Source organism: Mycobacterium sp. 4D054 (assembly GCF_052245755.1).
GTDB lineage: Bacteria > Actinomycetota > Actinomycetes > Mycobacteriales > Mycobacteriaceae > Mycobacterium.
The window spans coordinates 97,966-110,243 of the sequence record NZ_JBQQCF010000002.1; the positions used below are offsets into that span (position 1 = coordinate 97,966).

A 12,278-nucleotide genomic window follows, 5' to 3' on the forward strand; every position below is an offset into this window, starting at 1 on the left:
CCGGCATGCCTGAACTCCCCGAGGTGGAGGTGGTCCGGCGCGGGCTCGGCGAACACGTCACCGGCAAGACGATCACAGCGGTCCGGGTGCACCACCCCCGTGCGGTGCGCCGCCACGAAGCCGGACCCGCCGACCTGACCGCCCGATTGCTCGACACGACGATCACCGGAACCGGCCGGCGGGGCAAGTACCTGTGGCTGACGCTGGGCGACGGGACCGATGAGCCGCTGGCGCGAAGAGAATCTGACGCAGCGCTGGTGGTGCATCTGGGCATGAGTGGGCAGATGCTGCTGGGGCCCATAGAGAACGAGAATCATCTGCGCATCGCGGCACTGCTCGACGACGGCACCACGCTGAGTTTCGTCGACCAACGCACCTTCGGCGGCTGGATGATCGCCGAGCTGGTCACCGTCGACGGCACCGCGGTGCCCGCCCCGGTCGCGCACATCGCGCGCGACCCGCTCGATCCGCTCTTCGACCGCGATGCGGTGGTGAAGGTGTTGCGGCGCAAGCACTCCGAGATCAAGCGTCAGCTCCTCGACCAGACCGTGGTCTCGGGGATCGGCAACATCTACGCCGACGAGGCGCTGTGGCGGGCGAAGATCAACGGCGCCCGGCTCGCCTCGGGGGTGTCGCGGGCCAAGCTCGCCGAGTTGCTCGACGCCGCCGCGGCCGTGATGACCGATGCGCTGGCCCAGGGCGGCACGTCGTTCGACTCGCTCTACGTCAACGTCAACGGGGAATCCGGCTACTTCGACCGCTCGCTGGACGCCTACGGCCGCGAAGGCGAGCCGTGCCGCCGGTGCGGGGCGATCATGCGGCGCGACAAGTTCATGAACCGCTCGTCGTTCTACTGCCCCCGCTGCCAACCCCGTCCCCAAACCTGAACCGCCGAAATCGCATTCCACGCGCTCGACCGGCGTCTTGACGCGCGTGGAATGCGATTTCGGCGCAGGTAGTACAAATAGTGCGTGACCGAACTGTGGGTGGAGCGCACGGGCGTGCGTCGTTATACGGGGCGCAGCACGCGGGGCGCCGAGGTGCTGATCGGCTCCGAGGACGTCGAAGGCGTGTTCACGCCGGGTGAGCTGATGAAGATCGCGCTGGCCGCCTGCAGCGGGATGTCCAGCGACCAGCCGCTGCGCCGCCGCCTGGGCGACGACTATCAGGCCACGATCAGCGTGTCCGGAGCCGCGGACCGCGAGCAGGAGCGCTATCCACTGCTCAGTGAGGTACTCGAGATCGACCTGTCCGGGCTTGGCGAGCAGGACAAGGCCCGCCTGCTCACGGTGGTCGAGCGGGCCGTCGATCAGGTGTGCACAGTGGGGCGGACGTTGAAGAGCGGGACGGAAGTGACGTTTGGGGTGACTGAGGTGAAAGATGTTGGCGGAAAGTGATGTTCGGCTCACCGCCTGGGTGCACGGGCATGTTCAAGGGGTGGGTTTCCGCTGGTGGACGCGTTCCCGGGCGCTTGAACTGGGCCTGACCGGCTACGCGGCCAACAAACCCGACGGCCGTGTGCAGGTGGTGGCCCAGGGGCCGCGGCAGGCCTGCGAACAGCTGCTTGACCTGCTCAAAGGGGGTAAGACCCCCGGCCAGGTGGACAAGGTCATCGCCGACTGGAGCGAGCCGGCCGACGCGATCTCGGGCTTCACCGAGCGGTGAGGTTTCCGGCGGTAGGGTAACGCGTCATGCATCTGAAGAGTCTGACGCTGAAGGGCTTCAAGTCCTTCGCCTCGCCGACGACTCTGCGTTTCGAACCGGGCATCACCTGCGTCGTCGGTCCCAACGGCTCGGGCAAATCCAATGTCGTCGACGCGCTGACCTGGGTGATGGGGGAGCAGGGCGCCAAGACGCTGCGCGGCGGCAAGATGGAAGACGTCATCTTCGCCGGCACCTCGTCGCGGGCACCGCTCGGCCGCGCTGAGGTGACCCTGACCATCGACAACTCCGACAACGCGCTGCCCATCGAGTACTCCGAGGTGTCGATCACCCGCAGGATGTTCCGCGACGGCGCGGGAGAGTACGAAATCAACGGCAGCAGTTGCCGTTTGATGGACGTGCAGGAGCTCCTGTCCGACTCCGGCATCGGCCGCGAGATGCACGTCATCGTGGGTCAGGGCAAGCTCTCCGAGATCCTGGAATCCCGCCCGGAGGACCGGCGCGCGTTCATCGAGGAGGCGGCCGGGGTCCTCAAGCACCGCAAACGCAAGGAAAAGGCGGTCCGCAAGCTCGACTCGATGTCGGCGAACCTGGCGCGCCTGACCGATCTGACCACCGAGCTGCGCCGTCAGCTCAAACCGCTGGGCCGGCAGGCCGAGATGGCGCGCCGGGCGCAGACCATCCAGGCCGACCTGCGGGACGCTCGGCTGCGGCTGGCCGCCGACGACCTGGTCATCCGCAAGGCCGAATTCGACGACACCAACCAGGCCGAGACGGCGCTGCGCCGGGAGCACGACGAACTCAGCGAGCGGCTGGAGGCCAGGACCGGCGAACTGGACGCCCACGAGAACGCCGTCGGGGACCTCAGTGAGCGGGCCGATGCCGCTCAACAGCGATGGTTCCGACTCTCCGCGCTGGCCGAACGGGTCGGCGCGACGGTGCGCATCGCCACCGAACGGGCCCAGCACCTCGACGCCGAGCCCGACTTCTCCGCCGGTCCCGACCCCGACGAGCTCGAAGCCCAGGCCGACGCCGTCGCCGAGCAGGAACGGCAGCTGCTCGACGCGCTCGCCGAGTCCCAGGCCCGACTGGAGGCCGCCCGAGAGGAACTCAGCGAGCGCGAACGGGCGGCCGCCGAGGCAGAGCGCGCCCATATGGCGGCCGCCCGCGCCGAGGCCGACCGCCGCGAGGGTCTGGCCCGGCTGTCCGGCCAGGTCGACACCATGCGCACCCGGGTGGACTCCGTCGACGAGACGGTGGCGCGGCTGACCGCCGGCATCGACGAGGCCGCCGCCCGCGCCCAGCAGGCGCAGGCCGAGTTCGACACCGTCCAGGGCCGGGTCGCCGAACTCGACGCCGGCGAGGTCGGTCTGGACGACCACCACGACCGCACCGTGGCGGCACTGCGTCTGGCCGACGAACGTGTTGCCGAACTGCAGGCCGCCGAGCGTGCCGCCGAGCGCCAGGTGGCGTCGTTGCAGGCCCGTATCGACGCGCTGTCGGTGGGCCTGGAGCGCCGCGACGGTGCTGCCTGGCTCAAAGAGAACCACGGCGGCGGAGGGCTTTTCGATTCCCTCGCCAATCTCGTCAAGGTGCGTCCCGGGCACGAGGCCGCGGTGGCGGCTGTCCTGGGTGCGGCGGCCGACGCGCTCGCCGCCGAGGACTCCGGGGCCGCCAGGCAGGCTCTGGTCGCGCTGAAGGAGGCCGACGGCGGGCGGGCCGCCATCGTGCTGGGGGACTGGGCGGCTCAGGCACCGGTGACGGGGCCGTTGCCGGCGGGCGCCGCGTGGGCCGGCGACCTGGTCGACCCGGCGCCGCGGATCCGGGGCGCGGTCACCGCGATGCTCGCCGGTGTGGCGGTCGTCGACGACCTCGCCTCCGCGCTGGAATTGGTTGCCGCCCAACCTCACTTGCGCGCCGTGACCGCCGACGGCGATCTGGTGGGGGCGGGGTGGGTCAGCGGCGGCTCGGATCGCAAACCCAGCACGCTGGAGATCACCTCCGAGGTGGACAAGGCCCGCACCGAACTGGCCGCCGCCGAGCGGCAGACCAGAGAACTCTCGGCGGCATTGTCCGGTGCACTGGCCGAGCAGTCGGCGCGCCAAGACGCCGCCGAACAGGCCCTGGCCGCGCTGAACGAGTCCGACGCCGCGATCTCGGCGATCTACGAGCAGCTCGGTCGCCTCGGGCAGGATGCCCGGGCGGCTGACGACGAGTGGCAGCGGCTGATCAAGCAGCGCGACGAACTGGAGGCAGGCCGCAACCGCACCGTCGAGGAACTGACCGAACTGGAACAGCGTCTGCACCAGGCCCAGCAGGAGCCGATGTTCGACGTCGAGGTCGTCGACCGGTCGGAGTCGACGGCCGCGGCCGAGGCCGCCCGTTCGGCAGAGGTCGAGGCCCGGCTTGCCGTGCGTACCGCCGAGGAACGGGCGAACGCCGTTCGAGGACGTGCTGATTCGCTGCGACGCGCAGCGGTCGCCGAGCGTGAGGCCAGGGCGCGGGCGGCGCGGGCGCGGGAGGCGCGCGTGCATGCGGCCGCAGTCGCCTCAGCCGTCGCGGAGTCCGGACGGCTCGTCGCCCGGCGGTTGAGCGAGGCGGTGGCGGTGGCGTCGCGTGTGCGCGACGAAGTCGCCGCCGAACGCCAGGTCAGGGCGGGCGCGCTAACGAAGGCCCGCGAAGAGGTCAACGAACTGAGCACCCGGATCGCGGCGCTCACCGACGCGCTGCACCGCGACGAGGTCGCCAAGGCCCAGGCGGCGCTGCGGATCGAACAGCTGGAGCAGCAGGTGCTCGAACAGTTCGGCATGGCCGTCGCCGACCTGATCGGCGAGTACGGGCCCGATGTTGCGCTGCCACCGACCGAACTGGAGATGGTCGAGTACGAGCAGGCCCGTGAGCGCGGTGAGCAGGTGGTGGCGCCGGCGCCGATGCCGTACGACCGCGCCACCCAGGAGCGGCGGGCCAAGCGCGCCGAGAAAGAGCTGCGCGAGCTGGGGCGGGTCAATCCCCTTGCACTGGAAGAGTTCGCGGCCCTGGAGGAGCGCTACAACTTCCTGTCCACCCAGCTCGAGGACGTCAAGGCCGCCCGCAAGGACCTCCTCGACGTCATCGCCGACGTGGACTCGCGGATCCTTCAGGTTTTCACCGAGGCATACATGGATGTCGAGCGCGAGTTCACGCAGGTGTTCTCCGCGCTGTTTCCCGGGGGTGAGGGTCGGCTGCTGCTGACCGACCCGTCCGACATGCTCACCACCGGCATCGAGGTCGAGGCCAGGCCTCCGGGCAAGAAGATCAAACGGCTGTCGCTGCTCTCCGGTGGTGAGAAGTCCCTGACCGCGGTCGCGATGCTGGTGGCGATCTTCCGGGCCAGGCCCTCGCCGTTCTATGTGATGGACGAGGTGGAGGCCGCGCTCGACGACGTCAATCTGCGGCGCCTGATCAGTCTGTTCGAGCAGCTGCGGGAGCGCTCGCAGCTCATCGTCATCACCCACCAGAAGCCGACGATGGAGGTCGCCGACGCGCTTTACGGTGTCACGATGCGCGGCGACGGCATCACGACGGTGATCTCGCAGCGGATGCGCGGCCAGGAGCTCGTCACCAGCCCGTCCTGACAGTCATCGTCAGGCGAGCGGGGTGACTCCGCGCTCGCGCAGCGCCGCCAGGTCGGACGCGCCGCTCCCGTGCAGGCAGACCAGCAACTCGTCGAGGAAGCGCTGCAGCCAGTCCACCACCGCGTCGACGGATTCGACGGCCGGGGCGAGCAGGGGCCGCGCGACGGCCACCACCCGAGCGCCCATCGCGAGCGCCTTGGCGGCGTCCATTCCGGTGCGGATGCCACCGGAGGCGACCAGCGGCATGTCGGGAAGGACGCGCCGCACCTCTGTCAACGCCTGGGCGGTCGGGATGCCCCATTCGGCCAGTGCCGGATAGCGCACGTCGCCGTAGCGGACGAACTGCTCGATGCGCGCCCACGAGGTGCCGCCGGCGCCCGCGACGTCGACGGCGGCGATCGGGCAGTCGATGAGCTGCTCGGCGGCGGCGCCGCCGATGCCGTGGCCGACCTCCTTGAGCATGACCGGGTAGCCGATCTCCCCGGCGACCTCGCACAGCCGTGCGATCGAGCCCGAGAAATCGGTGTCGCCGTTGTGCTGCATGGCTTCCTGCAGCGGGTTGGTGTGCACCGCAAGGCCGTTGGCGCCTACCTTGTCCAGGGCCGCGGCCAGCCCCGTCATCATCGACGTACGAAGCTGCGCCAGCCCGATGTTGCCGACCAGCAGCACGTCGGGCGCCACGCCGCGGACGTCGAAGCTCGACGCCGCCTCGGCGTCGTCGAGCATCACGCGCTGCGAGCCGAGCATCATCCCGATACCGAGCTGTTGCGCCGCGGCGGCCAGATTTCGGTTGATGATTCCCGACAGCGCGGCGCCGCCGGTCATCGCACCGATCAGCACCGGGGCGCGCAACCGGCAGCCGAGGAACTCGGTGCTCAGATCGACGCCGCCCAGATCGGTCTGGGTCAGCGCGTTGTAAGGCAGCCGGTAGCGCTCCAGACCGGTGCTCACCGTCTGGTAGTCGACGGCCTCGGTGAGGCACACGTCGATGTGCCGGCGTTTGCGGTGCTGCAGGGCGGAGCCGGGGTCGGACGTCACCGGTCAGGTCCCCTGAGACAATGGGGCGGTGAGTGAAGGTCTCTGGATCGCGATCGCGGTCATCGCCGTTCTGCTGCTCGTCGCGCTCGTCGTGGGCCTGGTGCGGTACCGCCGTCGCCGGATCAAGTTGTCGGCTCCAGACACTGCCACTCCCGTCGATCGTTCGGGCGGCTATACCGCCAAGTCAGGCATCACATTCGCCCAGTCGGCACCGGTGCAGGCCCCACCGAAGGCCCCGGAAAGGATAGACACCAGTGGTCTACCCGCCGTCGGCGATGATGCCACCATCCCGCGCGACGCACCCAAGCGTCCCATCGCCGACGTCCGCTTGCCCGAGCCGCCGGTGCTGCCGCCTGAGCCCGTCGAGAAGCCGGTCACCGAGGCTCCCGCCGCGCCCCCCGCACCGGAACCCGAGGTGGTCCCCGAACCGGAACAGGTCCCCGAGCCCGACGCGCTTCCCGAGACCGCCGCGCCGGAGCCGGCCACGGAGACCGCCGAGCCCGTGGCACCGCAGATCGAGGACATCGCGCCCACCGAGGGCCGGCTGGACCGGCTGCGCGGCCGGCTGTCGAAGTCGCAGAACACCTTGGGGCGCAGCATGCTGGGGCTGCTCGGCGGCGGCGACCTCGACGAGGACTCGTGGGAAGAGGTCGAGGACACGCTGTTGATCGCCGACCTCGGTCCGGTCGTCGCCGAGTCGGTCATCACCTCACTGCGGGCCAAGATGGCCAGCAGCGGTGTGCGCACCGAGGCCGACGCGCGGGCTGTGCTGCGTGAGGTCCTGATCGCCGAGCTGCAACCCGACCTGGATCGCTCGATCAAGGCGCTGCCGCACGCCGACAAACCGTCGGTGTTGCTCGTCGTGGGTGTCAACGGCACCGGTAAGACGACGACCGTCGGCAAGCTGGCCCGCGTGCTCGTCGCCGACGGTCGCCGCGTGGTGCTCGGTGCGGCGGATACGTTCCGTGCGGCGGCCGCCGATCAGCTGCAGTCCTGGGCGTCGCGGGTGGGCGCGCAGGTGGTGCGTGGTCCGGAAGGGGCCGACCCGGCCTCGGTCGCCTTCGACGCCGTCGACACCGGTATCGAGTCCGGCGCCGACGTCGTGGTCATCGACACCGCCGGCCGCCTGCACACCAAGACGGGTTTGATGGACGAGCTGGGCAAGGTCAAGCGCGTGGTGGGCAAGCGCGCCGCCGTCGACGAGGTCCTGCTGGTGCTGGATGCGACGATCGGCCAGAACAGCCTGCCGCAGGCCCGGGTCTTCGCCGAGGTCGTCGACATCACCGGCGTGGTGCTGACCAAGCTAGACGGGACGGCCAAGGGCGGCATCGTGTTCCGTGTGCAACAGGAGCTCGGTGTGCCGGTCAAGCTCGTCGGCCTCGGCGAGGGACCCGACGATCTGGCTCCGTTCGAGCCGGCGGCGTTCGTCGACGCGTTGCTCGGCTGACGTTCGGCGGACAGCGAATTCCCAGAAAGTGCTCCGGAATTTTGCTGATCACCCCTGGTGAAACACGAGCGTAACGACATCGGCGCGTCCGTTCACGTCGGCGAAACACAACAGAATCACAGGTGAAACGCTCGCAAAAGAGTCTCTTCGGGAGGCCGATCGTGGTCGGCCGTCATCCCAAGGAGGTTCACACAAAGTGGCATTCGGCTTACACGATGTGGTCTTGGCCCTGCCAGACGACCAGTTCGCGCCATTCGGGGAAGGGGGACTGAGCGCCGGAGACACGGCATGGGTGCTCACCTCCGCAGCGCTGGTGCTGTTCATGACCCCGGGCCTGGCGTTCTTCTACGGTGGTCTGTCCCGGCAGAAGTCCGTCCTCAACATGATGATGATGTCGTTCGGCTCGATCGGAGTCGTCAGCGTCATCTACGTGTTGTGGGGTTACTCGATGTCGTTCTCGTCGGCGCACACCGGGGAGGGCAACTTCTTCGGGGTCTTCGACAATCCCTTCGCGTTGTTCGGGCTCAGCCAGCTCACCGAGGTCCGCGAGGTCGACGGGGTCAGCACCTATGTGCTCGGCGGCTTCGGCACCGTACCGGCCATCGTGTGGGTGGCCTTCCAGCTCACCTTCGCGGTGATCACCGTCGCGCTGATCAGCGGTGCGGTCGCCGAGCGCATGAAATTCGGCACCTGGCTGGTGTTCGGCGGCATCTGGGTCACGCTCGTGTACTTCCCTCTGGCGCACATGGTTTGGGGCGGCGGCCTGCTCTCCGGTGCCGAGGGCGGCATCGCGGCCAAGCTCTTCGGCGTCGATGACGAAGGCGTGGCCAACGTGTCGCCCATCGACTTCGCCGGTGGCACCGTGGTGCACATCAACGCCGGTGTAGCCGCTCTCGTGCTGGCAATCCTGCTCGGAAAGCGGACAGGCTTCGGCAAGACCGCTTTCCGGCCGCACAACATCCCGTTCGTGATGCTCGGCGCGGCGATCCTGTGGTTCGGCTGGTTCGGCTTCAACGTAGGCTCCGAGGGCGCCGCCGACATGCTGGCCGGTGCGGTGTGGGTGAACACCACCGCCGCCACCGCAGCGGCGATGCTGTCCTGGTTGCTCGTCGAGCGTATCCGGGACGGTCACGCCACCAGCGTGGGCGCGGCATCGGGCATCGTGGCGGGTCTGGTGGCCATCACCCCGGCGTGTGGCTCGCTGAGCGCGATCGGTTCGCTCATCCTCGGTGCGGTCGCGGGTGTGCTGTCCGCGCTGGCCATCGCGCTGAAGTACAAGTTCGGGTATGACGATTCGCTCGACGTCGTCGGTGTGCACCTCGTGGCCGGCCTGTGGGGCACCATCGGCATCGGTCTGCTGGCCACCGAAACCGGGCTGTTCTACGGCGGCGGCTTCCAGCAACTCGTGGTGCAGATCGTGATCGCACTGGTTGCCGTAGTGTTCACCGCAATCATGACCGCCATCATCGCGTTCATCGTCAAGCCTCTGGGCTGGCGGGTGTCCAAGGAGGATGAGGACACTGGTATCGATGAAACCGAACATGCCGAAACGGCTTACGAGCTCGCCTGACCGGCGACAATTTCATCGGAAGGGATCAACTACATGAAGCTGATAACCGCGATCGTCAAGCCGTTCACGCTGGAAGATGTCAAGACCGGTCTGGAGCAGACGGGCATTCTCGGCATGACCGTCAGCGAGGTCCAGGGCTACGGCCGGCAGAAGGGACACACCGAGGTCTACCGCGGCGCGGAGTACTCGGTGGACTTCGTCCCGAAGGTGCGCGTCGAGGTGGTCGTCGACGACGCCGCCGTCGACAAGGTGGTGGACGTCATCGTCCAGGCCGCCCGCACCGGAAAGATCGGTGACGGCAAGGTTTGGGTCAGTCCGGTCGAGGCGGTGGTGCGGGTGCGCACCGGTGAACGCGGGGCCGATGCCCTTTGATCCGTAACGTGGAGTGAATGGTCGTCTCCCGGCATTTGCGCCGTGTGAGTGCTGGATCGTCAAGTGCCGGGAGGACAACCCATGAAAGAGCAGAAATCTCATTCCGCCGCCGGCGCTCCCCGTTGGGAGCGTCCGGCGGCGGTATCGTCGCGGCCGGCAACCGATCTCGTCGCCGCAGCCGAGCAGTTGGTCTCCGGCAGCCACCAGCTCGACGCGGCGGCGCTGCGCGACGCACTGCTCGATCTCTACGACTTCTGGCTCACCACAAAGGCCACCGAGATCGGCATCACCGCGACGAGCGGGTTCGCCATCGTCGCGACCGGCGGTCTGGGGCGCGGCGAGCTGTTGCCGTACTCGGACCTGGATCTGATGCTGCTGCACGACAACATGCCACCCGAGGACGTCGCTGAGGTGGCCGAATTGTTGTGGTATCCATTGTGGGACGCCAACATTCGTCTCGACCACAGCGTCCGTACGGTGCCCGGGGCGCTGCGCGTCGCGGGTGAGGACATCTCGGCGGGGCTGGCGATGCTCGAGGCGCGGCACATCGCCGGTGACGGCGACCTGTCCGCACTGCTGATCGGCGGGGCCCGGCGGCAGTGGCGCACCGGGATCGCGTCGCGGTTCGACGAACTCGTCGAGCACACCAGAGCCCGGTGGCAACGCAGCGGCGAGATCGCGCACCGCGCCGAGCCGGATCTCAAGTGCGGCAGGGGTGGGCTGCGCGACGTCCAACTCCTCAATGCGCTGGCGATCGCCCAGTTGGCCGACGTTTACCCCAGCCGTTCATTGGCCTCACCGATCGAAACCCTTGGCGAGGCGCATCTTTCGCTGCTCAACGTCCGCACCGAGCTGCACCGGGTGGCCGGCCGCGGCCGGGAACTCCTGCTGGCCCAGCACGCCGACGAGATCGGTGCCGCGCTGCGCATCGGCGATCGGTTCGACCTGGCGCGCATGCTCTCCGATGCCGCCCGCACCGTCAGCTACTACGTCGACGCGGGTATCCGCACCGCGGCCAACGCGCTGCCCCGACGTGGGCTGGCCGTGCTCCGCCGACCCGTCCGCCGACCGCTCGACGAAGGGGTCATCGAGTTCAACGGCGAGGTGATCCTGGCCCGCGACGCCCGTCCGGAGCGCGACCCCGGACTGATCCTGAGGGTGGCCGCCGCGTCGGCGACCACGGGGCTGCCGATGGCGGCCTCGACCTTGAGTCGGCTGGCCGCGGCCGCGCCGGAACTGCGGACACCGTGGCCGCGGCAGGCCCTCAAGGATCTGTTGGTGATGCTGGCGGCAGGGCCGTCGGCGGTGGCCACCATCGAGGCCCTCGACCGCACCGGGCTGTGGGGCCGGCTGTTTCCCGAATGGGGCGCGGTGCGCGACCTGCCGCCGCGCGACGTCGTCCACATCTGGACCGTCGACCGCCACCTCGTCGAAACAGTGTCCCGTGCAAGCGCTTTCACCACGCGCGTGTCGCGTCCCGACCTGCTGGTGCTCGGCGCGCTGGTCCACGACATCGGCAAGGGCCGCGGCGGCGATCACAGCGTCATCGGCGCCGAACTGGCCGATCAGATCGGCAGCCGGCTCGGATTGTGGCCGTCGGACATCAAGATCCTGTCCACCCTCGTGCGCCATCACCTGCTGCTGGCGCACACCGCGACCAGGCGTGACCTGCAGGATCCCACCACCATCTCCGCCGTCGTGGACGCGCTCGACGGTGACCCCGTGGTGCTCGAACTGCTGCACGCCCTGGCTGAGGCCGACTCGCTGGCTACCGGTCCCGGGGTGTGGGGCGACTGGAAGGCGTCGCTGATCGGCGAACTCGTCCGCCGCTGTCGGCTGGTGATGGCCGGGGAGCCGTTTCCGCATCCCGATCCCATCGATCCGCGGTTCGTCGAGCTGGCCCGCGAGGTCGGGGTCCACGTGGAGTTGACTCCCGCCGACACGCCGCACATCTACAACGTCACGATGATCGCCCCCGACAGCCGCGGGGTGCTGTCCAAAGCGGCCGGGGTGCTGGCGCTGAACTCGTTGCGCGTGCACTCGGCGTCGGTGAACGGACACGAGGGCTCGGCCATCAACAGTTTCGTGGTCTCACCGCACTTTGGCACCCCGCCCGCCGCGCAGCTGCTGCGCCAGCAGCTGATTCTCGCCCTCGACGGCGAACTCGATGTGATGGGCCTGCTGGAGAAGAAGGAAGCCGACGCCGCCGGGACGGTCCGGGCGGGGGAGATCCGCGCCGCGGTGCCGATCAACGCTCCTGCGGCACCACCACGGGTGCTGTGGCACGACGGCGCGGGCGCCGGCCAGGCGGTCGCCGAGATCCGGGCCACCGACCGCGCCGGCCTGCTCGCCGTGCTCACCCGTGTGTTCGAACGCGCCGGGGCCGACATCGCATGGGCCAAGGTCACCACCATGGGCTCGTCGGTGGTCGACGCGTTCGGGATCGTGCTGCCCACAGACGACCCGGCGGCCCGGCACAACGTGGAACGGGAACTGTACGCGGTTCTGCCGGCCCCGCCGGCAAAGCCCGCAGCCGTCGAGGCCAGCTAGTGGCCAGCAGCGCCCCGAACCCGCT

General features: G+C 69.1%; 9 protein-coding genes. 8 read left to right on the forward strand and 1 reads right to left on the reverse strand.

Features of this window, described 5'->3' with window-relative positions:
• Window positions 1–5 precede the first annotated feature (5 nt).
• The 4 genes from mutM to smc all read left to right on the forward strand — a co-directional run bounded on the left by mutM (window position 6) and on the right by smc (window position 5,276).
• Window positions 6–887, forward strand: a complete 882-nt coding sequence (gene mutM, locus ACTWP6_RS01970) for a bifunctional DNA-formamidopyrimidine glycosylase/DNA-(apurinic or apyrimidinic site) lyase (protein ID WP_443186693.1) — start codon at window positions 6–8, stop codon at window positions 885–887.
• An 84-nt stretch (window positions 888–971) separates the two neighbouring features.
• On the forward strand, window positions 972–1,397 hold the full coding sequence (locus ACTWP6_RS01975) for an OsmC family protein (RefSeq protein ID WP_260751437.1): 426 nt from the start codon (window positions 972–974) through the stop codon (window positions 1,395–1,397).
• The gene (locus tag ACTWP6_RS01980; protein WP_443186694.1) at window positions 1,381–1,665 is read left to right on the forward strand and encodes an acylphosphatase; all 285 of its coding nucleotides are present in this window, start codon (window positions 1,381–1,383) and stop codon (window positions 1,663–1,665) included. Before ACTWP6_RS01975 ends, ACTWP6_RS01980 begins: the two co-directional genes overlap by 17 nt.
• A 26-nt stretch (window positions 1,666–1,691) precedes the next feature.
• A complete protein-coding gene (gene smc, locus ACTWP6_RS01985; protein ID WP_443186695.1) occupies window positions 1,692–5,276 on the forward strand; it encodes a chromosome segregation protein SMC in 3,585 nt (1,194 codons plus the stop codon).
• Window positions 5,277–5,285: 9 nt separating this feature from the next.
• Here the strand turns inward: smc and fni are convergent, their stop codons facing one another.
• On the reverse strand, window positions 5,286–6,314 hold the full coding sequence (gene fni / locus ACTWP6_RS01990; RefSeq protein WP_443186696.1) for a type 2 isopentenyl-diphosphate Delta-isomerase: 1,029 nt from the start codon (window positions 6,312–6,314) through the stop codon (window positions 5,286–5,288).
• Between the two features lie 28 nt (window positions 6,315–6,342).
• Here fni and ftsY point away from each other — a divergent pair, with 28 nt between their 5' ends.
• The 4 genes from ftsY (at window position 6,343) to ACTWP6_RS02010 (ending at window position 12,253) form a co-directional block, all read left to right on the forward strand.
• Window positions 6,343–7,761, forward strand: coding sequence for a signal recognition particle-docking protein FtsY (gene ftsY / locus ACTWP6_RS01995; RefSeq protein ID WP_443186697.1), 1,419 nt, complete (start codon window positions 6,343–6,345; stop codon window positions 7,759–7,761).
• Window positions 7,762–7,978: 217 nt separating this feature from the next.
• Window positions 7,979–9,331, forward strand: coding sequence for an ammonium transporter (locus ACTWP6_RS02000; RefSeq protein WP_260758037.1), 1,353 nt, complete (start codon window positions 7,979–7,981; stop codon window positions 9,329–9,331).
• Between the two features lie 33 nt (window positions 9,332–9,364).
• Complete coding sequence (locus ACTWP6_RS02005) at window positions 9,365–9,703, forward strand: P-II family nitrogen regulator (RefSeq protein WP_003928638.1); 339 nt, start codon at window positions 9,365–9,367, stop codon at window positions 9,701–9,703.
• An 81-nt stretch (window positions 9,704–9,784) separates the two neighbouring features.
• Entirely contained in the window at window positions 9,785–12,253 is a 2,469-nt protein-coding gene (locus ACTWP6_RS02010; protein WP_443186698.1) for a [protein-PII] uridylyltransferase, read from the forward strand.
• The last annotated feature ends 25 nt before the right edge of the window (window positions 12,254–12,278 follow it).